The 23,408-nt window shown below is 50.0% G+C and carries 20 protein-coding genes; 9 read left to right on the plus strand and 11 right to left on the minus strand.

Translation table 11 applies throughout. The features are described from left to right. Positions 1-28: 28 nt before the first annotated feature. Positions 29-922 (minus strand): CPBP family intramembrane glutamic endopeptidase, encoded by an 894-nt coding sequence (locus DEF47_RS14600; RefSeq protein WP_041304917.1) that lies wholly within the window; start codon positions 920-922, stop codon positions 29-31. A gap of 175 nt (positions 923-1,097) precedes the next feature. On the opposite strand from DEF47_RS14600, the gene DEF47_RS14605 reads away from it, so the two are divergent. Together DEF47_RS14605 and DEF47_RS14610 are read left to right on the plus strand one after the other, a co-directional pair. Further along, positions 1,098-1,793: an aspartate/glutamate racemase family protein gene (locus DEF47_RS14605; protein WP_012192081.1), complete on the plus strand. Its 696-nt coding sequence runs from the start codon at positions 1,098-1,100 to the stop codon at positions 1,791-1,793. Between the two features lie 88 nt (positions 1,794-1,881). Further along, a complete protein-coding gene (locus DEF47_RS14610; RefSeq protein WP_012192082.1) occupies positions 1,882-2,760 on the plus strand; it encodes a tetratricopeptide repeat protein in 879 nt (292 codons plus the stop codon). Here DEF47_RS14610 and DEF47_RS14615 read toward each other — a convergent pair. Further along, positions 2,753-4,114, minus strand: coding sequence for an anaerobic glycerol-3-phosphate dehydrogenase subunit C (locus DEF47_RS14615; protein ID WP_012192083.1), 1,362 nt, complete (start codon positions 4,112-4,114; stop codon positions 2,753-2,755). The two genes, DEF47_RS14610 and DEF47_RS14615, sit on opposite strands and share 8 nt — an antisense overlap. A gap of 143 nt (positions 4,115-4,257) precedes the next feature. Here DEF47_RS14615 and DEF47_RS14620 point away from each other — a divergent pair, with 143 nt between their 5' ends. The 4 genes from DEF47_RS14620 (at position 4,258) to DEF47_RS14635 (ending at position 9,271) form a co-directional block, all read left to right on the plus strand. Further along, positions 4,258-5,502 carry an ROK family transcriptional regulator gene (locus tag DEF47_RS14620; RefSeq protein ID WP_012192084.1) on the plus strand — a complete coding sequence of 415 codons (1,245 nt, stop codon included), beginning with the start codon at positions 4,258-4,260 and terminating at the stop codon, positions 5,500-5,502. 109 nt (positions 5,503-5,611) lie between these two features. Next, positions 5,612-6,931, plus strand: coding sequence for an extracellular solute-binding protein (locus tag DEF47_RS14625; protein WP_012192085.1), 1,320 nt, complete (start codon positions 5,612-5,614; stop codon positions 6,929-6,931). A gap of 167 nt (positions 6,932-7,098) precedes the next feature. Continuing rightward, the gene (locus tag DEF47_RS14630) at positions 7,099-8,136 is read left to right on the plus strand and encodes a carbohydrate ABC transporter permease (protein ID WP_012192086.1); all 1,038 of its coding nucleotides are present in this window, start codon (positions 7,099-7,101) and stop codon (positions 8,134-8,136) included. Beyond that, positions 8,129-9,271, plus strand: coding sequence for an ABC transporter permease subunit (locus tag DEF47_RS14635; protein ID WP_012192087.1), 1,143 nt, complete (start codon positions 8,129-8,131; stop codon positions 9,269-9,271). Before DEF47_RS14630 ends, DEF47_RS14635 begins: the two co-directional genes overlap by 8 nt. Before the next feature lie 82 nt (positions 9,272-9,353). Here DEF47_RS14635 and sucD read toward each other — a convergent pair whose 3' ends face one another. Both sucD and gmd read right to left on the minus strand, forming a co-directional pair. Further along, a complete protein-coding gene (gene sucD, locus DEF47_RS14640) occupies positions 9,354-10,235 on the minus strand; it encodes a succinate--CoA ligase subunit alpha (protein ID WP_012192088.1) in 882 nt (293 codons plus the stop codon). A gap of 205 nt (positions 10,236-10,440) precedes the next feature. Continuing rightward, positions 10,441-11,418, minus strand: a complete 978-nt coding sequence (gene gmd / locus DEF47_RS14645; RefSeq protein ID WP_012192089.1) for a GDP-mannose 4,6-dehydratase — start codon at positions 11,416-11,418, stop codon at positions 10,441-10,443. Between the two features lie 140 nt (positions 11,419-11,558). Here gmd and DEF47_RS14650 point away from each other — a divergent pair, with 140 nt between their 5' ends. After that, a complete protein-coding gene (locus DEF47_RS14650; protein ID WP_012192090.1) occupies positions 11,559-11,990 on the plus strand; it encodes a helix-turn-helix domain-containing protein in 432 nt (143 codons plus the stop codon). Position 11,991: 1 nt separating this feature from the next. Here the strand turns inward: DEF47_RS14650 and sucC are convergent, their stop codons facing one another. Next, positions 11,992-13,128 carry an ADP-forming succinate--CoA ligase subunit beta gene (gene sucC / locus DEF47_RS14655; RefSeq protein WP_012192091.1) on the minus strand — a complete coding sequence of 379 codons (1,137 nt, stop codon included), beginning with the start codon at positions 13,126-13,128 and terminating at the stop codon, positions 11,992-11,994. A gap of 265 nt (positions 13,129-13,393) precedes the next feature. Further along, entirely contained in the window at positions 13,394-14,029 is a 636-nt protein-coding gene (locus DEF47_RS14660; RefSeq protein WP_012192092.1) for a YqiA/YcfP family alpha/beta fold hydrolase, read from the minus strand. 137 nt (positions 14,030-14,166) lie between these two features. Here DEF47_RS14660 and purF point away from each other — a divergent pair, with 137 nt between their 5' ends. Then, a complete protein-coding gene (gene purF / locus DEF47_RS14665; RefSeq protein WP_012192093.1) occupies positions 14,167-15,573 on the plus strand; it encodes an amidophosphoribosyltransferase in 1,407 nt (468 codons plus the stop codon). Positions 15,574-15,623: 50 nt separating this feature from the next. On the opposite strand, the gene DEF47_RS14670 is transcribed toward purF, so the two are convergent. Together DEF47_RS14670 and DEF47_RS14675 are read right to left on the minus strand one after the other, a co-directional pair. Further along, complete coding sequence (locus tag DEF47_RS14670) at positions 15,624-16,400, minus strand: anti-sigma factor (RefSeq protein WP_012192094.1); 777 nt, start codon at positions 16,398-16,400, stop codon at positions 15,624-15,626. Further along, positions 16,393-17,013 (minus strand): RNA polymerase sigma factor, encoded by a 621-nt coding sequence (locus DEF47_RS14675; protein ID WP_012192095.1) that lies wholly within the window; start codon positions 17,011-17,013, stop codon positions 16,393-16,395. Before DEF47_RS14675 ends, DEF47_RS14670 begins: the two co-directional genes overlap by 8 nt. A 702-nt stretch (positions 17,014-17,715) precedes the next feature. On the opposite strand from DEF47_RS14675, the gene DEF47_RS14680 reads away from it, so the two are divergent. Continuing rightward, positions 17,716-19,734, plus strand: coding sequence for an RICIN domain-containing protein (locus DEF47_RS14680; protein ID WP_012192096.1), 2,019 nt, complete (start codon positions 17,716-17,718; stop codon positions 19,732-19,734). A gap of 232 nt (positions 19,735-19,966) precedes the next feature. Here DEF47_RS14680 and typA read toward each other — a convergent pair whose 3' ends face one another. From typA to DEF47_RS14695, 3 genes are all read right to left on the minus strand, one after another. Beyond that, a complete protein-coding gene (gene typA, locus DEF47_RS14685) occupies positions 19,967-21,790 on the minus strand; it encodes a translational GTPase TypA (RefSeq protein WP_012192097.1) in 1,824 nt (607 codons plus the stop codon). 295 nt (positions 21,791-22,085) lie between these two features. Next, on the minus strand, positions 22,086-22,595 hold the full coding sequence (locus DEF47_RS14690) for a restriction endonuclease (RefSeq protein ID WP_012192098.1): 510 nt from the start codon (positions 22,593-22,595) through the stop codon (positions 22,086-22,088). A 186-nt stretch (positions 22,596-22,781) separates the two neighbouring features. Then, the gene (locus DEF47_RS14695) at positions 22,782-23,282 is read right to left on the minus strand and encodes a GNAT family N-acetyltransferase (RefSeq protein WP_012192099.1); all 501 of its coding nucleotides are present in this window, start codon (positions 23,280-23,282) and stop codon (positions 22,782-22,784) included. Positions 23,283-23,408 lie beyond the last annotated feature (126 nt).

Consider the following 23,408-nt stretch of genomic DNA (forward strand, 5'->3'; position numbering starts at 1 on the left):
CCAATTATTGGTATAGTAATGTATTGCATTATATTTGGATAGAAGGAAGATTTTGCTCTTTGCTAGAGGTTCTATCTTGGCTTGATTTCGTTCGTTGCCAAACCAACCACGCTAATACTCCCACGACGAGCGCCAAACCAACTCCAAATTCATCGATTACATAGGGCGTGATGGCATTTTTGCTGGTCAGTGGATTAAAAACAGTTTGGATGAAAATATTATGGCTGGCATGCAACAACACTGCCGGCCAAACACTGGCCGATTTCAAGCGCAACCACGCCATCACAAAGCTCAGGCCAACCACTAAAATTGTGAAACAGCATAAGCCAAACCACAGCGGTGCACCAGCATTGTTATACTCAACCAGCAAAATTGCCGGATAATGCCAGATCGCCCAAATAAGCCCACTGATTGTCGCGGTTGCAGCGAGCGAATAGCGTTTGCTCAACTCTGGCACTAAAAATCCGCGCCAACCCAATTCCTCGCCAAATGCCAAGATTGCTGATCGAACGATGCCCAGTGTTGCAGCCTCGCCCAAATAGCCCCAAAAGCCGCTGATTGCTAAAGGTGTGGCGAGGCCAACCTGGCTTGCTAAGGCTTGCAACGAAAAATCACCGATGCCGCTCAGCCAAACCACGCTATACACCACTAAGCCATAGCCCAACGGCAAACTATAGCTCAGCAATAAATCCTTGGGTGCGGCGATTTTCCAGCCTAAACCTGCCAATCGTCGCTCGAAAACGAATTGGGTGATGATTGCGGCTAGCGCTGGACTGAAGATCAAACCTAATCCAAACACCTCTTGAGGATTTGGGCCAACCAAAAAATAATAACAAATTGCCGTCAAAACTGTGGTTAGCAGTAAAAATGTACTAATTTTCGCACCATTAGTAGCTGTTTGAGTTGATTGAGGCTGGTTCAAGGCAATGCTCCTATGCGCAAAAACGAACATCCTGAGCATACTTGCCACTTGTCACAAGCCAATCGCAGCGTTGTCGCAGAATTGTCGTAAGCAAAAGCGCGTATTATAGGCGGCGTAGCATATGGCCAACCAACCATTGCTCCATATTGATGTTTGCTGTACCAAGGAGCTTTGCATGAAAACGATTGGCCTCATTGGCGGGATGAGTTGGGAATCGAGCGTCAGTTATTATCAGGTGCTCAACCAAACGATCAAACAGCGTTTTGGGGGATTGCATTCAGCCAAATGTGTCTTGTATTCAGTTGATTTTGCTGAAATTGCCGCGTTGCAAAAGGCTGATCAATGGGAAACTGCTGGGGAAATTTTGGCCCAAGCTGCTCGTAATTTAGTCGCGGCTGGCGCTGAATGTATTGTGCTTTGCACGAACACGATGCATTTAGTGGCAACTGCAATTGAGCAAGCTGTCGAAGTGCCATTTATTCATATTGTCGATCCAACGGCAGCGGCGATTCAGCAGCAACAATTAACCACGATTGGTTTGCTTGGAACCCGATTCACCATGGAGCACGATTTTTATGCTGGGCGTTTGCGCCAACGCTATGGCTTAGCAGTCGTCACGCCTGAACCCGAACAGCGCGATGAAATTCATCGGATTATTTTCGATGAATTGTGCCTTGGCAAAATCGACGCTAGCTCCAAAACCTACTATTTGGCGGTGATTAACGATCTGGTGGCAGCCGGAGCACAGGGCATTATTTTGGGCTGCACCGAAATTGGCTTGTTGATTAACCAAGCTGATTGCGATGTTCCACTGTTCGATACCACCCTGTTGCATGGTCAGGCAGCGGTCGCTTGGAGTTTAGCAAAATAGCACAAATTTTCAAGGTTGTGACACTCGTTGTCACAACCTTGGGCGATACTTAACCCTGATACGAGTATATATAACAAGGGGTTGAGCTATGGCAACAATCATGACGGCGCAACGGCAGGAACGACGACAGCTAACCACTGGAATACGGGTTGGTCGAGCGGTGATGCTAATGCCAGAACTTGTGGTGTTTCCAGCGCTCTGTGGCTTGTACTTTTTAACCAATCAGGCAGTTGGCGTGGCTTTGCTCGGCGAGTTGTTGATTGGCTTATTTGTTGCTCGGATTGCCTTGGTTTGGTATGCCGGACGTGCTTGGGCACGCGGTTCGTATGCCCAAGCTGAACGCCTCGTTTTATGGTCGTTACGCATTTACCCTGATTCAGCTGATGCTTGGTTGGCCATGGGTTCGATTCAATTGGCGCAAGGCGAAACCGAAGCCGCCATCAAAGCGATCGAACGCGCCGACCAACTGTATCCATTTCACGCCCCAATTTATTTAGAAATGAGCCGCGCTTTGGCTGCTCACGGCGACTGGAACGAAGCTCGCCATTATGCCAGCATGGCCTTGGTGTTGGACGAGCAATTGGCCTTGAGCTATAGCCATAACGCGTTGTTGAGCTTGCATTTCGATGAAGCCAGCCAAACCACCAAACAATGGATCGAAGCAGGCTTGGCCTTAGCGCCGCATGTTGCCGCCAAAGCCAGCCTGTATGTCGCCCGCGCTGAATTGGCTTTTTTGGCTAACGACGAACGTCAAGTCCAATTAGCCTTGGATCAAGCTGAACTTTTGTTGAATGGCTGCCCAATTCCGCAACAAGCTGAATTGCTCTATCGAATTGGCCAATTGCAACGTAGCTTGGGTCAGGTTGATGCCGCCCGCTCAAGCTTTGAACGAATCGAATACTCCGACCGCGAAGGTGGCTATGTTCATGCGGCATGGCGAGCCAAAGTTGAAACCAGCGTCAGCTAAGTTGGCGCTGCTGATCAAATCGGCGATAGGCCTCGGCTAAAAGCTCCACGGGATGACGGGTCGCCAAGCCCGTCCCGTGGCTAATTTGCCAGCGACAAGTTTCGCTATCACACAGCACCGTATCAGCGGGATGCTGGCTGGCCCATTCAAACAACGGTTTACCCACATCCATTGCGATTGGGTATTTTTCGGTTTTTAGGCCATAGGTGCCAGCAATTCCACAACAGGCTGCTTGGCTTCGCTCAATTTGCAAACCTGGAATATGCGCCAAAATATCGCGAGCTGGCAAGCCGATGCGATGGGCTTTTAATTGACAAGGTGGATGGTAGGGCAATGTTTCTTCGATTGCGCCCAAGTTGCGATCAAATTTGCCTGCCTCGTCGAGCAAACGCAAATATTCAAAAATATCGTAGGTTTGTTCGGCCACCAATTGAACCTCAGGATCATGCCAGCCCAACAATTCGGGGGCTTCATCTTTGAGGGTCAAGGTACAACTGGTCGAAGTACCCACCACCACATAGCCTTGACGAATCCATGGCAGTAAGGCATGGACATTAGCGGCGTGATAACGGCGGGCAGCCTTAAATTCACCATTGGAAAGCATCGGCAAGCCACAACAGCCTTGATTAGCCAACACCACCTCGCAACCATTGCGGGTCAGCACTTCTAGGGCAGCCTTGCCAACATGTGGCTCATAATAATTGGTTGAGCAACCATGAAAATAAACGACTTTGCGCGAAATTGTCGAAGTTGCTGGTTTTTGAGTTTGAGTTTGCACCAAACGACGTTGCTCAAGTGGCACAAGTGCAGTGCGGCTGAGCCATGAACGCAGGCCATAGGTCCAGCGCAACGGCGTGGCAGCACGCGGCAGATGTTTGCGTGCCCAGCCGCGCAAGGTATAGCCAGCCCACTGGGGCAGCGGCGCACGCCTATCGATCTTAAATAATTTTTCAATTAGCCAACGAATTGGCCGATTGCTCATTGTCCAGTTGGCTAGCGGGGCGAAGGGTGTGCCCAGCATGCCCAGTAACTCCGAGCGCCCAAGCATGCGGTTGCGCAAGGGCAAGCCATGTTCGCGCACCATCTGTGCGCGGGCACGGGCATTGAGTTCAGCGATTGGCACGCCAGTTGGGCAAACCTCGTTGCAAACTCGACAGCCCGAGCAATAATCCACCGAATGATCGGGTGAATGCTCAGCTTGATCGTGGCGAAAACGCCCAGCTTGCGGCCCGACATACTTGGGGCCAGGAAACTGATCGGTGACCGCTGCCACCGGACATGCGGTAGTACAAATATTACATTTAATACAAAAATCGAGTGATTGCTCCAGCCTGATTGATAATCGATCATCCATAGCGACAAGCCTCAATTACGATTTAAAGCTTTAGAATGGCCTAAATCGCATTCTATCATAAAACAGTCATGTTTGTTTGTTGTCTTGACAAAGTACCAAATAGTTGCTAAAATCGGAGCCACTTACCAAGTAGGAGCTTGCAAATGAATCGTCCTTCGGCATTGACAGCTGATCTGAGTTTGATGCGAGAACTCAACCGCGCCCTGGTACTCCAGTTAATTCGGCGTGAAGGACGGATTTCGCGGGCAGATATCGCCAAGCACACCAAGTTAAGTCGTTCGACCGTTTCAAGCATCATTAACGATCTGATTGACGCAAGCCTTGTTACGGAAACGGGTATTGGTACCTCAAAAGGTGGCCGACGGCCAATTATCCTCGAATTCAATTATCAAGCCAATTATATTATTGGGCTTGATGTTTCGCGCAACGCCGTTAGCGCCGTTATTACCGATTTGAACGCCCGAATCTGTTCACGCCGTCAAATTTCCTTCAATGTTAACGACGGCCCCACCGTTGGCATGCCGCTGATCAAACAATTGATTAGCACGATGCTGACCGAATCGCCGGTTGGTCGTGGCCGCATTAGTGCAATTGGAGTTGGCGTGCCTGGCCCATTGGATTTTCGCAATGGCCGCACAATTGCCCCGCCAGTTATGCCTGGTTGGGATAACGTGCCAATTCGCGAAGAGTTAAGCCAAACCTTCCGTTTGCCCGTATCAATTGATAACGATGCCAACTTGGCCGCGATGGCCGAGTATCGTTGGGGCGCAGGCCAAGGCGCTCAAAACATGGTCTACTTATATATGAGTAGCGCCGGGATTGGTGCTGGCTTGATTATTGATAGTCATTTATTCCGTGGCTCGATCGGCAGCGCTGGCGAGGTTGGCCATACCACTCTCAGCGTCGAAAACGATGAATCATTTGGGCCAATCAACGCTGGCTCGCTCGAAGCCTTGGCTTCACAAATCACGGTTTTACGGCTGGCCCGCGAGCAAAAGCTGATTAGTGCCGATGATGATGTGCATACCTTGGTGCGTAAAGCCGAGAGCAGCCCTGAAATTCAAGCTATTTTGCGGCGAACTGCCCACTATCTTGGTGTGGCAATTGCCAGTATCATTAATATATTCAATCCTGATCGGGTTGTGATTGGCGGGGTTATTCCGGAAACCTCACCATTATTAATCGAGACGATTCGAGCAACGGTGGCGCGACGCGCTTTATCGATTGCAGTGAATAATACCTCGATTGTACCAGGCGCACTAGGCCGCAATGTCGCAGCTTTAGGAGCCGCAGCCCTTGCTACCGAGCGCTTATTTGCGCCGCCAGCCCTGGAACGCCCCGCAACTTTAGGGGTGCATTCCAACGAGGTTGGTTCGTTGGCAAGCTAACAATTGCCTTTGCTGGAGCGTGGCCTAGCGTCACGCGCTACTATTCACCTGTTCGCCCTAATCGGCACGGTAACAGATTTCTCAATATGGTACAAAGGAGTGTACAGCAATGAAGCGTATTTTGAGCTTCCTGCTCGTCAGTATCATGATGGTCGGTTTATTGGCAGCTTGTGGTGGCGAAACTACCCCAACCACTGCTCCAACCACTGCAGCAGAACCAACCGCCGCCCCAACCACTGCGGCAGAAGCAACCGCTGTTCCAGAAGCAACCGCCGCTGCAACTACAGAAGCAACCGCTGCTCCCGAAGCAACTACCGCCCCTGCAACTGGTGGCGACACGATGGCAGCAACTGGCGATATCACTTTGTGGCACGCTTACAGCACCGGTGGCGCTGAAGATGCAACCTTAACCGAGTTGATTGAAAAAGCCAAAGCTGCTTTCCCAGATGCTAACATCAGCGTCTTGCAAGTACCATTCGACCAAGTATTCAGCAAGTTTGAAAATGACGTTGCTGCTGCTGGCGGCCCAGACTTGCTCTTGGCTCCAAACGATAGCTTGGGCGATTTGGCTCGCAAGAACTTGTTGGCCGACCTTGATGCTTACAAAGCTAACTTGACCAACATCGCTCCTGCTGGCGTTGCTGGGATGTCGGTTGATGGCAAGCTCTATGGTATTCCAGAATCATTCAAAGCGGTTGCTTTGTACTACAACAAATCAACGATTGCCACCCCACCATCAACCACCGACGAGTTGTTGCAATTGGTCAAAGATGGCAAGAAATTGGTCTTGAACCAAAGCGCTTACCACAACTTTGGCTTCTTCCAAGCTTTCGGTGCTAGCTTGTTCACCGCTGACAAGGCTTGTGGCTTGGTCAATGGTGGCGGCGATGCCTTGAAGTATTTGCAAGATCTCAAAGCTGCTGGCGCAACCTTCTCAACCGATGGTGCTCAAGCTGATGCGCTCTTCCGCGAAGGCCAAGCTGACATGATCATCAACGGGCCATGGGTTTTGGCCGACTACCAAGCTGCTTTGAGCGACAAACTTGGTGTTGCCGCAATGCCTGCTGGTCCTAAGGGTCCTGCTGGTCCATTGACTGGCGTTGACGGTTTCTATGTCAACATCAACAGCCAAAATGTTGAAGGTGCAGTTGCTTTGGCAATGTACTTGACCAACACCGAATCACAAAAAATCTACACCGAAAAAGCTGGCCACGTTCCAGCTGATGTCAACGTTGTACCAACCGATGCGTTGGTGCTCGGCTTCAGCCAAGCTGCTTCAACTGGCTATGCTCGCCCACAAGACCAAGAACTTAACAACTTCTGGACTCCAGTTGGCGATGCTGTAACCAAAGCACTTGATGGCGGCGAAGATGCAACCAAGGCGATCACTGATGCCTGTGCTGCAATGGATACCGCTAACGGTAAATAAGGCAATCAACCGACCCGTTCCTTCCTTGCGAGGGAACGGGTCGAGCCAAGGCTATGGTGGGCTTACCGAAAGATAGTGCTGTAACGATGCCGTAGTCTGGCCTGTTCCTCGCTCACGCGATACCAAATCATCACAGACCCCGCCCCTGTCAGCAAAGGAGCCACGCCATGGCATCGGCAGAAAGTAGCGTCGAGCGTGCTAGTGATAGCGCCATCCCACGACCTTCGTGGTGGGCACGCACCAGAACCTCGCGAACAGCCTATACGTATCTTTTTCCCGCTCTGATCGTGATGTCGATCATCACGTTCTATCCCATTCTCTACCAATTTTGGATGTCGCTAACCGACTTTGGCCCATCCAGCATCAACCCTCTTGCCAAAAACTATACGCCACCCAAATATGTGGGCTTTGAAAACTATCAATTAATTTTGCAAGATAAGTTGGCTACCAAAAATGCCGACTTAGCCAGCTTCAAATTCTGGCGCACCTTGGGCTTCAACATTTGGTGGACATTCTCGAATGTGATTTTTCACGTTTCACTGGGGATCGTCATCGCCGTGATGTTGAACGTCGAGGGTTTGTGGTTTAAAAAGATCTATCGCGCAATTTATATCTTACCCATGGTGCTGCCACAGTTGGTTATTGCCACGATTTGGCGCAATATGTTCGATGGGCAATATGGCGCGATCAATTTGATGTTGAAGATCTTTCTTGGCCCAGCCTTCCCCAGCGGTGGGATTGATTGGCTCCAGCGGATTGAGCCAGTCGCCTTTGGCTTACCACTTTCGTACTTTGCCATGTTGATCGCCAATATTTGGCTGGGCTGGCCGTTTATGACGATTGTGGCCACTGGTGCACTCCAAAGTATCCCCAAAGAATTGTATGAGGCGGCCTCGATCGATGGCGCAACTGGCTGGAATAAATTCTGGACAATTACCCTGCCATTGCTCCGCCCCGCCATGGTTCCGGCAACCATTTTGGGGATTATCCAAACCTTCAATCTGTTCCATGTGATTTATTTTATCAGCGGCGGCGGCCCACTCGGCCAAACCGAAATCTTGGTGACCCAAGCCTATAAGCTGATCAATAATAACTCCTTGTTTGGGATTGGGGCCGCATTTAGCGTCTTTATCTTTATTATTCTTGGCTGTATCTCGGCAATTACCGCCAGAATTTCACGAGTAGCGGAGTCATACGATGGCTAATTCATCTATTGCACAACCGACCAGCCGCAAAGGCCTGTTTGCTCGTGGGCGCGGTGCTGGCCGTCAATTGGAATGGTGGCAACAATTGCTGTTGCAAGCCTTTTGCTTGACAGTGGCAGTTTCAGTCTTGTTTCCAATTATGTGGATCGTCACGCTTTCGTTCAAGGAAGCAGGTAGTGCCCGACCACTCAAATTGGAAGTTATTCCACCGTCACTTTCATCAATCACATTAAGCTCCTATCAGGCAGTGATTGAGCAGCCGCTGTCGAAATCGGCAGGTGATATTTCGTTCTGGAAGTTGATGGGCAATAGCTTTTTCTTGGCAGCAGGGGTCTCGTTCTTCTCGGTGATGATCGGGGTTGCCGCAGCCTATGCCTTCTCGCGCTTGAACTTCGTCGGACGCAAGTTGATTTTCTTGAGCATTGGCTTTATTTTGCTGATGCCAGGCATTGCCACACTTGCGCCACTTTTTGCGATGTTGGCTAAAATTAGCACCAGCCTTGAAGTGTTGCGGATCATTTATTTCACGATGGCAGGCTTGTTAATAGCAGGCTTAGCTTTAATGACGATCTCACGGATTCGTTCCGATGATTTTCGGGCTGGCTCAGCTGCCTTCTTGGTTGGTGGTTTAGCGGTGGCTGCGCTGTTCTTATGGGGCGGCACGCAGATTGAAATTCCTAAAAATGCCCGACCATTTGAGCTTGGCCGTTCGCTGTATGGCGTAGGCTTGGCTATGATTTCCGGCGCGTTGCCATTCGCGATCTGGAATCTCAAAGGCTATCTGGATACGATTCCCAAGGAGTTGGAAGAAGCCGCGATTATTGACGGCGCTTCACCCAACCAAATCTTCTTCCGAATTATTCTGCCGTTGGCAACCCCAGCCTTAGCCGTAACTGCCTTCTTGGGCTTTATGGCTGGCTGGACAGAGTTTGCTTTGACCGCACGCTTTATCAACAAGGCCGACAATTATACCTTGGCAATTGCTCTGCAAACCATGACCGGCCAATATGCCACGGTTTCTTGGTCGAATTTTGCGGCGATGTCGATTATGATTTCGCTGCCGGTCTCGATTGTCTATCTAGCGTTGCAAAAATATATCGTTGGCGGCTTAACCTTGGGCGGGGTAAAAGGTTAATCAGCTTCAGCGGGCTTTTGGTATCGCAAACAAAAAAACCACTCCAGCAATTGGAGTGGTTTTTTCGTGCCAATCAATTGGCTTATTTGCCAAGGCTTTCGGCGACCAATTTCGCGATATCGGTGGGCAATTTGGCAACTTTCGCGCCAACTGCTTCCAAGGCTTCGATTTTTTCTTGGGCAGTGCCTTCGCCACCAGCGCCGATAATTGCGCCAGCATGGCCCATGCGCTTGCCTGGAGGGGCCGATTGACCAGCAATAAACGAGACCACTGGCTTGGTGACATTTTCCTTGATAAAGGCGGCGGCATCTTGTTCAGCGTTACCGCCAATTTCACCGATCAACACAATCGCTTCGGTGGCTGGGTCGGCTTGGAACATCGCCAAAACATCGATGAAGTTGGTGCCGATAATTGGGTCGCCACCAATCCCGACGATTGAGGTTTGGCCAAGGCCAATGCGGGTCAAGGCATCGACCGCTTCATAGGTCAATGTACCTGATTTTGAGACCACGCCAACTGGGCCTGGTTTGGCGATTGAGCCGGGGATAATTCCCAATTTGGCTTCGCCGGGGGTCAGCAAGCCCGGGCAGTTTGGCCCGATCAAGCGTGAACCTTTGAGCTTAACAAACTCATAGGTTGCCACCATATCCAGCGCTGGCACGCCTTCAGTAATACAAACGATCAACGGAATGCCTGCATCAGCGGCCTCGCGGACGGCATCAGGAGCAAACGCAGCGGGCACATAAATTACCGTAGCGTTTGCGCCAGTTTCTTTGACGGCTTGCTTGACCGTGTTGAACACAGGCACACGGCCATCAACGGCTTTTTGGCCGCCGCGACCAGGTGTAACCCCACCGACCAAATTTGTGCCATATTCCAGCATTTGGCGCGAATGAAACTCACCTTCGCGGCCTGTAATCCCCTGCACAATCAGGCGGGTATTTTTATCAGCCAAAATACTCAATGGAAATGTCCTCCTTGACAGAAAATCAAAAGGCAAAAGTCAAAAGGCAAAATGACACTGAAAATCAAAGGGCAAAAGTCAAAAGGCAAAATGGCTATGATTAGTAGATCTATTTTTGGCTTCTTACTTCTGCCGCAATGAAAATCAAAGAGCCATCTTCATTCAGTAATCGTACTTTTTGACTTTTTACTTCTGCCTTTTGCCTTTAGATACGGTATTCATGTTTCAATAATTCGAGGTCAGCTTCGACCATCATGGTCACCAGTTGCTCGAAGGGCGTTTCTGGTTGCCAACCTAAAATACGCTTGGCCTTGGCTGGGTCGCCAATCAACAAGTCCACTTCGGCAGGCCGCATAAAGCGTTCGTCGATTTTTACATAGTCGGCATAATTTAAGCCAACATGGCCAAACGCGATCTCGCAGAAGCGGCGTACTGAGTGGGTTTCGCCAGTTGAAACCACAAAATCATCGGGCTGATCTTGTTGCAACATCAAATACATGGCTTTGACATAATCGCCTGCAAAGCCCCAATCGCGCTGGGCTTCGAGATTGCCCAAACGTAATTCAGTCGCTAAGCCAAGCTTAATTCGCGCTACTGCATCGGTGATTTTGCGGGTGACAAACTCGCGGCCACGGCGTGGGCTTTCGTGATTGAACAAAATGCCTGAGCAAGCAAACATATTGTAGCTTTCACGATAATTCACGGTGATCCAGTGGCCATAAACTTTGGCAACCCCATACGGCGAGCGTGGGTAAAATGGCGTATTTTCGGTTTGCGGCACTTCAACCACTTTGCCAAACATCTCCGACGAACTCGCTTGATAAAAGCGAATCGAGGGATCGACCGTGCGCACCGCGTCAAGAATCCGCGTCACGCCCAAGGCCGTAGCTTCGCCAGTAAAGACTGGTTGCGACCACGACGTTTGGACAAAGCTTTGGGCTGCTAAGTTATAAACCTCGGAAGGTCGATAGGTTTGCAGCATATTAATTAACGAGACTTCATCGAGCAAATCGCCCGTGACCAGTTCGATATCATCTTGAATATGTTTGATGCGCTCGAAATTAACTGTGCTGGAACGCCGCAGCATCCCGACTACGCGGTAGCCTTGAGCCAGCAAATGTTCAGCTAAATACGAACCATCTTGGCCGGTAATTCCGGTCACCACTGCGACTTTATTGGTCATGCTATCCTCATTCGATCTAGGCTAGATTCATATCGTTCTAGCATAGCTCGATATGGTTGGGGTGGCTGCTAAGTGGCTTAGCAATCACCTTGGCGAATGTGCAGTATCATCAACAGCACCATGTTTGGGAGTATTGTTCTATGCCAGAATCATTTGGCCAGCGTTTGGGCCGTTTGCGGGCTTTGCATGGCTGGACACAACAAGCCCTTGCTGATCGCTTGGCGCTTTCGCGGGTGGCGATCTCCCACTTTGAAATGGGTTTGGCCACGCCTTCGGAACGCACGGTTATTCTGCTGGCAGGCTTGTTTCGGCTCGAACCCCATGAGTTGGTTGCCGATACGTTTTACCCTGAAGGCAAAAGTTTGCGTTTGCCCAGCGTTGCGCCGCGCTATAGCGAAGTTGAGCTACAACTGGCCTTGTGTGCCCGTGATTTGGCGTGGTGCGAACGTTTGCCAGCAGCTAGAGCCGAAATGCTACTGCATTGGCAAACCAACTTAGAACAACTCCACCGCAATTGTGTTGATCTGCATGAACGCCAATTGATTCAGGCGATGTTAGCCCAACTTAGCTAAATTATTGTTTGGCAATATCAACAGCTTTTTGGGCTGCGTCGGCCAAGGTTGAAGCTGGAGTTAAGCTGGCATCAGCCAAAATGCGTTGGCCTTCGGCTTCGTTGGTGCCAACCAAGCGCACGACCATTGGCACTTGACGCTTGATGATTTTTTGGGCTTCGACAATCCCCTTGGCAACTTCATCGCAGCGGGTGATGCCACCAAAGATATTGACCATGACAACTTTAACATTGGGATCATCAAGAATAATATCAAGGGCTGCGGCGACTTTTTGGGCGTTAGCCCCACCACCGATGTCAAGGAAGTTGGCTGGTTCGCCGCCGAACAGATTTACCACGTCCATGGTGGCCATTGCCAAGCCTGCGCCATTGACCATACAGCCAATATTGCCATCGAGCTTGATAAAGGTCAGACCATTTTCGCGAGCTTTGATTTCTGATTCTGGCTCGCCTGCGATATCGCGCATGCCCGCAACTTCGCTGTGGCGGAACAAACCGCTATCATCAAGCACAATTTTCGAGTCGAGGGCTTGCAATTGGCCGTTTGGCAACACCACCAAGGGGTTGATTTCGGCTAATTCAGCATCGTTTTCGACAAATGCCCGATACAAACCGGTTGCGATGCTTGAAAATTGGCGAGCTTGCTTAGCATCGGTTATGCCAATGCTATAGGCCAATTCTTGAGCTTGGTAGGGTTGCAAGCCAAGTAAGGGGTCAGCTGCCAATTTGATGATTGCATCAGGATTGATTTTGGCGACTTCTTCGATTTCAACGCCACCCTCTGATGAAGCAATCAGCACAACTCGCTTGGTCGCACGATCCAAAATCACCCCAAGGTAAATTTCTTTTTCAAAGGTGATCGCTTCGGCTACCAGCACTTTTTCAACCGTCAGGCCTTTGATATCCATGCCTAAAATGGCTTTGCCAGCATCGAAGGCTTCGGCTGGCGTGTTGGCCAACTTGATCCCGCCAGCTTTGCCCCGACCGCCAACATGCACTTGCGCCTTGACTGCCACTGGGCCGCCAATTTGCTCGGCAACTTTTTGAACTTCTTCCGCCGTCGCAGCAACACCGCCGCCTGTTACTGGAATGCCATAACGAGCCACGATATCACGGGCTTGGTATTCGTGGAGCTTCATTGCACCTCCGCACGAGTAAATGCATCAATCAAGATGGCTAAACAGAGGTGTTTAGCCCTTGGGCATGGTATCAGGCTCATCTAGAGAAGTCAAAGTAAATCAAAAGTCAGAAATCAAAAGGCAAAAGGACAAAGGAAGCAGGATTCAGGGATTAGCGGCTAGGTTTAATGCCGAGGCGCAGAGATTGAATGATGAAATTGAACCACGAAGGGCGCAAAGAACCGCTAAGATTCATTATTTCGTGTTCTGCGTGGCTCAACATGCTTTATTGATTGAATAGCTGAGATTCAATTAACGCCCACAACTCAGCGACATGCCCAACCATACCATGATCCCAAGCGGGAGTGTGCAGAGTGACATAATTGCGCGGTTGAGCAAACCGCTGGCTTTGGGTGTGGCTGACACTCTCATCTTCAGTGCCATGCACAATCAAAATCGGCATATTGCGTGAGAAATTATCGCTATTGTAGGCCTCAGCATCTTCAATTAAACCATAATGTACTGCTCGTGGAGCGTGATCACGATAATTGTAATATTCAAGCCAACCGCTAGCTTGCCATTGCTTGAGGGTTGCTTCACCGAGCATCAACCGCCGATTTTGGGCAAAATAGAGCGCAGGAGCCAATAAGATTAAACGCTCGATTTGCGGAATCATTGCGGCTGCCTGCAATGCTACCAAGCCCCCTAAACTCGAACCAAGCAAACACCATGGCTCGCTTGAAACCGTAATTAATTGCTGAAGATAATCAATTTGGTCACTGATGGTTAAGTGCTCAAACGACGGTCGGTTCAAATCGGGAATCAATAATTCATGACCATGGGCCGCAAATTGCTGGGCCAACCATGTTGCTTTTTGCGAATTTGGCCCCGAAGCGAAGCCATGACTATACAAATAACGCATTGATATTCCTCGGCAGGCTCATTCTGCGCAGTATTCTAAAGCATGCGGGGGATATTTCTGAACAGTTGTATAATGATTACACGATCCGTCGCACGACGCGGCGACAACCGTAGCTTGGAATCAAGGAAGGGCTAACCATGTTCAGTGATTCGCCCCACGAGGAATGCGGCGTTTTTGGGATTTACGCTCCCAGCGAAGATGTAGCACGTATCACATTTTTCAGTTTATACGCTTTGCAGCACCGTGGTCAGGAAAGCGCAGGGATTGCGGTTTCCGATGGCAAGACCATCAATACCCACAAAGAAATGGGCTTGGTATCGCAGATTTTCGATGAGCGTTCGCTGCGCCACCTCAAAGGTCACATTGCGATTGGCCATACCCGCTACTCAACCACTGGTTCATCACAAGTAATCAATGCCCAACCGTTTACAATGCACACGTTGCTTGGCCCACTGGCAGTTGGCCACAACGGCAACCTGACCAATGCTGCCTCGCTGCGCCGTCAATTGATGGAACGTGGTGTCGGGTTAATGACATCTTCTGATAGTGAAGTGGCAACGATGCTGCTCGCTGGCCTTGAGGGTAATACTTGGTCACAACGCATCGATGCCTTTACCAACTGTGTCGAAGGTGCCTATTGTCTGACAGTCTTGACCCGCGATGCGCTCTACGCCGTGCGCGACCCATGGGGTTTGCGGCCATTATGCCTTGGGCGTTTTGGCGATGCTGGCTGGGTCGTGGCCTCGGAATCATGCGCCTTCGATACAATTGGCGCTGAATTTATCCGAGAGATCGATCCTGGCGAGGTGTTGCAGATCGATCGTGATGGCCCACGCACGATTGCCAAACACCCTGCTCAGCAGCAAGCCTTTTGTTTATTTGAATATATTTACTTCTCGCGCCCCGATAGCTATCTACAAGGTCAATTAATTCATGAAGTACGCATGCGCTTAGGCCATGAGTTGGCACGGGAAGCTCCGGCGGAGGCTGATATCGTGATCGGTGTGCCTGATTCGGCCTTGCCAGCTGCCCTTGGCTTTTCGCAGGCCAGCGGGATTCCCTATGGCGATGGCTTGATCAAAAATCGTTATATTGGCCGCACCTTCATTCAGCCCGATCAACGGTTGCGCCAACAAGGCGTTGCGCTCAAGCTCAATCCATTGCCAAATGTGCTCAATGGCAAGCGGGTAATTTTGATTGACGATACGATTGTGCGCGGCACAACCAGCGGGCCAATTATCAAACTTTTGCGCAAAGCTGGAGCCACCGAAGTCCATATGCGCGTATCTGCGCCGCCAATTCGCCATCCATGTTTTATGGGTGTGGATATGGCTACTCAGCCCGAACTGATTGCCTTCAACAAAACGGAGGCTGAAATTTGCGAAACGATTGGAGCCGATTCGTTAGCCTACCTTTCGATGGATGGCTTGATTCGCGCTACGCGGCGAGATGCGAATGGCTTTTGTGGAGCCTGTTTCAGCGGCAAGTATCCCTTCCCAATTCACGAAGCAGGCAAAGAAATTTTCGAGCTAACCAGCATCTAAAGCATTAAATAGCAACCGCCAGTCATTAAACTTGCCTGGCGGTTGTTATTTTAGGCATCGATTGTGCCGACTGCGACTGGATTTGAGGTTGGCTGTTGGCTGCCTCCAGCTGGCTCGACCGTAATTCCGAGCAAGTTTTCGGCTCCTGTCGAGGGTAGCCGATCAATCCAAATTAAGGCATCGCCACTGGTATCGACCCCAAACACTTCCATGCTTTGTGGCGTGCCATCGGCGATCAGCCAAAGTTGGTAGCTTTGGTTGGCAGTCAAAGGCGGTAGATGGCTCGCTCGCAAATAGCTTTGGCCAGTTTGCGGATTAACGATGATGTTGATTGTGCCGCCAGCCATACCGTTGCCTGTATCGGCCAATGGCACAAGCTGCGTGCCCGATTCGCCGAGCAAAGCGGTTAATTGCTTATTTTGCTCAACTAAGGGTTGTAATGCCCCAACCTCGTTTTGCAATTGCCAAATCCGACCACCAGCGCCGCCCAACAGTACTAAGAACAGCGTGAGTGCAGTTGCCATTAAACGGTAGCGGCGGCCAAACAGGTTAGCCAACCACGATGAGCGTTGGGTTGGTTGCTGACTTGGCTTTGCAGGCACATTTGAGGGCGTAGCCATACGCTCACGAAAACGCTCGTAAGCTCCGGCAGGCGGATCGCGCTGCTCGACGCTCCATAACAATGCTTGGGAAATATGGCGATATTGAGAATAGCGTTGTTGCGCTTGGCTATTTGAGGCCAAATAATCCTCAACCTCAGCTGCTTCATCAGCAGGCAGAGCACCAAGTGCATACAGTTCGATAAGTTCGTCACGTTGGTCAGTCATTGAATACCCCTGTTTTGGAGAGAACGGTGCGAAGCCGTTCCATGCCCCGACGAATGCGGGTTTTGACCGTCCCTAAAGGTTCACCTGTTGTTGCGGCAATCTCCAGATGACTCAGGCCACGAAAAAATGCCAATTCGATCGCTTGTTGTTGGGCTTCGGGCAAACTGCGCAAAGCATCACGAACCTGTCCAGCTTGCTCATGCTGGATGGCTTGGTCGGTCATATCAGGTTGGTTTGGGTCGGAAATGAGGCCAAGCATGAGTTCGCTGGCCTCAGCATCGACCGCTTGTGGGCGGCGGCTACGCTTGCGAACTGCATCGATTGCGACGTGATGGGTCATACCTAAGACCCACGAGCCAAAGCGGCCACGTTGTGCGTCGAAACTCCCTGAATAACGCCAAACCCGCTCTAAAACATCTTGCATCACTTCTTCAGCATCGGCCTCATTGCCCAAAATCCGCAGTGCCAACGAGAAAATTGGTCGGGCATAGCGCTCGTACAATATTTCTAGGGCTTGTATATTGCCTGCGGCTAGCTCGGCTGCCAACGCTAAATCTGCCTGATCACCCGAAGCTGCGGCCCGCGCCGCATTCGAAGCTGGTTGATTTGCCACTGAAATCCTTTCTGATCTTATGTTCGTCATCCAACGAAAAATGGATGCGATGGGCCATAAGATAATCAGTATGCATCCAGACTAATTGATTCTAACGTATAGCGTGCATCCATCCTAAATCTGCGTCTCCAACCTATTTTTTGCCTCAACGAGTACCTAATCGGTGATTTTTGTGTGTTCACTGCAATTAAGTGCTGCAATATGATTTAATGCGATTAATATGGCTATAATTAATCAAGAACTGTATTTAAGTTTATAAAAAACAGATTTTGATAAAAATATACATAATTAATTACAATCAATAATGCTGCTTGAATGCTCAATTGATGCTTGTTTGATGAGCTTGTTGGCTGCTTGAGCAAAAGCTACGCCACCAAACAGCAAGGTGTAAGCATATACGTGCATTTGGCTCAAATAGGATGTCGCTGCTTGAAGAATGCATGTGGTGGGCGGGTAATGGAGTGATCAGGCGCGGTTGCCCACTAAGGCTGATTGAACCTACAATCTAGCTCTCACAAGTTTAGCCATTCCGCGCAAAATCTGCAAGTGGCGATTGTGCCTTTTTGCCTAGCTAACAGCCGCAATTTTGCCATTCTTATACTTCTCTCGTCCCCACAGCTAAATCTAGCTTCTTTTGGTCATTGAAATAAGTTGTTGCCCCAGCCTATGATTAATTAAATAATGTTAATAAAAGGAGTTGTGATGATCGGCTTCAATCATCGTCATTGGCGTTGGGGGCTGGTGCTAAGTTGCCTAAGTAGTCTGTTGGTTGGGGCGATGTTGACCCAGCCAACCCGTGCTGCCGAGCCAGTTGCGGTTAATGCTGAGGGCTATACCACCCGCAGCTATGGTAGCGTCACGTTTGAAGGCATTAATTACGCAGTGCAAAGTAATGTTGCTAACGAATATGTTCCGAGTACCACCCATTCGTATAGCGATCTGGGCAGCTATTATTTGGTCAATAGTGATTATAGTTTGCCAAATGTGCCCAATATTACCAGCGGCGTATTGTGGTCAACTGGCAACAAAAATCGCGGTTGGGCGATCAACAGCGAGTACGATATTCGGGCTTTGGTGCAGGCCAATGGCGGTTTGTATGCACCGTATCAGACCATGCCTGGCTATCAATTGGGGCCATGGAATGCTAGCACACCCTGTTGTGGCTGGACGTTGCAGCGCAATACTACTGGTTTTTATATTCAGGCCGATGGCAAGGTGCGTGTGCCCAAAACGCCTGCTGCTGCCCAACAAACTTGGGATGCCAACCAAAGCCTGACTGCCATCAACACCACCAACGATATTGTGGCTGTTACCGATGTGATGTTTCCTGGCGACGAGGATTATTACGCTGGCAACACCTATTTGCCGCGTTCAGCGGGCGTACTCACTGCCAAATATAAACATTACGACAATCGCAATACTCACATTTATTGGGGCTTGAAGGGCCAGCATGTGCGTGATGTGGAAGATTGGGAAGCCGATGCGCCAGGCGGCAGCAAACGTAAAATCTATACTGGCGGTTTCAAAATCGACGAAAGTGATAATGGTCAAGTCTGGGCTGGCATTTCGCATGGCAACGAATTTGTTGATCTTAATTTGCAGCCGAGCGTAACCGCCCAACAACTGTACAAAGTTGAGTTGTGGATTCAACGTCCAACAGGTATGGAATATTGGGGTGGTTTGAGCTACCAGCAGGGCGCTGATGGCAAGTGGCGAGCCTTTGGCGATGGTAGCCATGTGACTAATTGGGGCAACGGCACGTTTGGCTTGGTAGCAACCGCCTATCGCAATCGCAACGAACGCTTGTTGCTGGTTTATCGCGCCTTGCCAGGTGGTGATAATCCGCCAACTCCCACCCCGCCACCACCGCCACCAACCAATGCTGCATCCTTTAATCTGATCAATCGCAGTAGTGGGCTATGTTTGGATGTTGCTGGGGCGAATGCCGCCGATGGTACCAAAGTGCAGCAATGGACCTGTAATAACGCGACGGCGCAACAGTGGGAACTACGCTTGGCCGAAAGTGGCTATTATCAATTAGTTTCAAAAGCAACTGGCAAATGTTTAGATCTGGCGGCGTGGAGCACTACCGATGGTGGGATTGCCCATCAGTGGTCGTGCGGCAACAATCAATCGAATCAGCAGTGGAATTTCCAAACCGTCAGCGATGGTTGGCTGCGAATTGCCAACCGCAACAGTAGCAAATATCTCTCGATCGTCTATGGTTCGGTGGATGCTGGGGCTGCGACTCACCAATGGCCTTGGCTGGGCAATCCCGACCAACAATGGCGGATTCAGCCTGTGGGTACACTGCAAATCGCCAACAAAAATAGCAATAAATGTATTGATGTTGCCAATAATAATAGTGCTGATGGCACGAATATTTTGCAATGGCCTTGCTACGCTGGCCTGGCCCAGCAATGGCAATTTCAACATAGCGATAATGGCTATTACAAGTTGCGCCACCCCAGCAGTGGCAAAATGCTCTCGGTTTCGGGCGATTCAAATGCCGATGGGGCCAACATTCACCTCTGGACAGCGGTGAGTAACCCGAGCCAACAATGGCGGCTTGAACTGCTCGACGATGGCTTTATGCGCTTTGTCAATCGGGCAACCGGCAAAGTGGTTGATGTGGCTGGTGGCAGTAGCGCCGATAACGCCAACATTCAGCAATGGACGTGGAATAGTAGCAACGCCCAACGCTTTAAACTGACGAATTAGTTTTTTTAACCACGAAGGGCAGATGGTTGAGCGCGGTTCCCCCTCGCCTCGCGTGCGGGAGAGGGGGCTAGGGGGTGAGGGCATGAACATCGACTGGGCATCCCACCCAACCCTTGTTAAAACCTACTTTTGAAAGGTTAGGGAGTGAGGGTAATACTTAAATTTCGATTCTCGATTAAAAATAACTCCCTTGCCCAAAGAACTGAGCAAGGGAGTTGATTGCTAATCAAATTTAGCGATTTTTGGCCCATTTGCGATCGCGGCGGCGTTCGTCGGTGTTGAGGATACGCTTGCGGAGCCGGAAATGCAGCGGAGTTACTTCGAGCAATTCATCGTCGGCAAGGTATTCGATACAATCGTCGAGCGACATGTTGCGTGGTACGTCGAGGCGCAAGGCATCGTCAGCACCTGATGAACGCATATTGGTCAGTTGCTTTTTCTTACAGGCATTGACTTCAAGGTCTTCGTCACGAATGTGTTGGCCAATGATCATGCCTTCGTACACATCAACGCCTGAGCCAACAAATAATTGGCCGCGTTCTTGGGCGCTCGACAAGCCATAGCTGCTGGTTACGCCTTGTTCCCAAGCAATCAACGAGCCAAATTGGCGTGTTTGCACATCGCCAGCGTAAGGTTGATAGCCAGCAAACAAGCTGTTCATAATGCCTGTGCCCCGAGTTGCGGTGAGCAATTGTTGACGGAAGCCCAACAAACCACGGGTTGGCACGTGATAGACGAATTGCACCGAACCTGAATCGCTAACACTCATGTCGCGCATGGTGCCACGGCGCAAGCCCATCAATTCGACGACCGAGCCTTGATAATCGGAATCAACTTCGATTTCGACCAATTCATATGGCTCGTGGCGTGTGCCATCAATATCTTTATAAATCACTTCGGCTTTAGAGACTTGGAACTCATAGCCTTCGCGCCGCATATTTTCGATCAAAATTGCCAAGTGCAACTCACCGCGACCGCTGACGCGGAAGGTATCGGCGTTGTCGGTATCTTCGACCTTCAAGGCCACGTCGCGCTCGGTTTCGCCATATAAGCGTTCGCGAATTTTGCGTGAGGTTACCAATTTGCCTTCGCGACCGCTGAAGGGGCTGGTATTCACGCCGAAGGTCATCTGAACGGTTGGTTCTTCGACCTTGATTGGTGGCAAGGCGACTGGATTATCTTTATCGGCAATCGTATCGCCAATCCCAGCGTCGTTGATCCCAGTCATGGCGACGATATCGCCAGCAGTGATTTCATCGACTTCGACCCGTTCCATGCCATAGTGGGTGAACACTTGCACCACTTTGGCAGGCTTGGGATCTTTGCCTGCGGCGATGTGAGCAACCGCTTGACCTTTACGAATGGTTCCGCTGTTCAAACGGCCAATGATGATTTTGCCTTTGTAATCGTCGTACATGGTTGAAGTGACCAGCAATTGCGGCGGGCCATGGGCATCAACATCGGGGGCGGGCACATATTGCAAAATCGTTTCAAACAGTGGGGTCAGCGAATCTTGCATCGCGTGAGGGTCGTGGCCAGCTGTGCCAGCAATCCCGCTGGCATAAACAATTGGGAATTCAGCTTGTTCTTCGGTTGCGCCCAAGTCGATGAATAAATCGAAGGTTTCGTTGACCACATAATTGGGGCGAGCGCTCGGGCGATCGACTTTGTTGACGACGACAATCGCGCGGTGGCCTTGTTCGAGAGCTTTGCGCAGCACGAACTTGGTTTGGGGCATTGGGCCTTCAACCGCATCGACCAACAGCAACACGCCATCGACCATGTTCAAAACCCGCTCAACCTCGCCACCGAAATCGGCGTGGCCTGGCGTATCGACAATATTAATCCGCACGCCGTTATATTCAACAGCGGTATTTTTGGCCATAATCGTGATCCCACGTTCGCGTTCGATGGCGTTGGAGTCCATCACCCGTTCAGCGACTTGTTGGTTATCACGGAAAATCCGACTTTGCTTCAACATGGCATCAACCAAGGTCGTCTTGCCGTGGTCAACGTGGGCAATAATTGCGATATTGCGTAAATCAGTTCGTTGCATAACACACCAAAAACCTCGACCACAGGGGCCGAGGTAGCTCATTCAAACGTCAGCATGGCTATTGTACCACACGTTGTTTCGTTAATTCGTTCGCAAGGTTGGTTGGCGATACTGCATGTACAACCAACACAACCCGTGCCAATCGGTTAAACAACTCGGCGGGCCAATCCAGCCCGCCGCCCGAGCGGCTCTCCGCAACCACTCAGACCTACCTTCATGTCTCCAGCACCAAAGTAGGCAGCATCTGTTTTCCAGCAATAAGCATACCGCTAGTTGCCCGGGATCGTTATCGGCTCTAAGACTGATTTATTGGTTGATTCTTGAGCATCAGCATGACCTTGAGCAGCCGTTCGCGATCCCATAGCACAACATCATTGGCTTTGGCTAAAACTTGAGCCTGTTTTGTATAATGGCTGTTAGTTATAACAATCGCTCCTTGGCAATGATACACTTTTTTGGCAGCAACAGCCTCTTGAATTGCTTTTACCCCAACATTTTTTGTATAACGTTTAGCTTGAATAACCGTGCGGCTTTGAGCCTTTTTGATGATCAAATCGGCTCCATAATCACCAGATTTGCCAGTATGCTCAATTTGATAGCCATATTGGCGAAACACTACACCAAGAAAATGCTCAAATTCAGTTCCACTCATGCGATCAACATCAACTATGCCTGAACGTATTAGTCGCCTACGACGAATAAATACTTCTAGAAAACTTATAATGATTGTCAGGATAATAATTCCTGCTGAAATAATAATTAACCATCGGCCAATAGTATTCCATGATTCTGGAAAAATATTCATCGTACCTCCTTTATTTACATCGTTGATTTGGATCGATCAACACCCTGCACCCCTAAATAGCATTTTATGACGATCAGGAGTTGATCGATGAACCTGAAAATCTAGGTGAGGGTTGTGATGTGGTGCAATGTTTTCCCCCTTCGTGCTCTTCGTGTGCTTCGTGGTTTCGTTCTGCAACACCCTCATTCAGCGATTGCCATAACCAAACAAGCGTAATGATTTTTCGCCTTCGTGAATAATGCCCTCGAATTGCATGCCAATCCGTTCGAGCACTTTAATCGATTGTTGATTTTCAAGCTGGGTTGTGGCGATAATCCGTGGTAGTTTGAGCATGTGAATTGCATAATTGAGCAAGGCTTGAGCCACTTCGGTGGCATAGCCTTGGCCCCAATATTCGGGCAAAAAGGCGTAGCCAAGGTCAATTTCGGCTTCGGGCGAACGTTTGATCAAGCCCGCCATGCCAATTAATTTGCCAGCTAATTCTACGCCGCACAAGCCCACTCCATAGCGCTCGTACATGCTCAGCGGGCCACTGCTGAGGTAGGTTTCAGCATCATCAAGGGTATGCACATTGCGGTTGCCAATCCATCGTAGCCATGAGGGTTGATTGACTAGTTGCACAATGAAGGCGGCATCGGCTAAGCCAAACCGCCGAATAATTAAACGGGCGGTGCGAATTGTTTGCATGGTGCTCTCTCTTGTCTTGTTACCAGTTCATTCTCGCGCTTTAAACTGTGGGAGCAGGGTGGGCATCGGAAAATGCCAAACGCCTGCTCATCCACCCTAGCTTTATTAAACTCCTATCCTGACAAA

Source organism: Herpetosiphon sp. (assembly GCF_003512625.1).
GTDB lineage: Bacteria > Chloroflexota > Chloroflexia > Chloroflexales > Herpetosiphonaceae > Herpetosiphon > Herpetosiphon aurantiacus.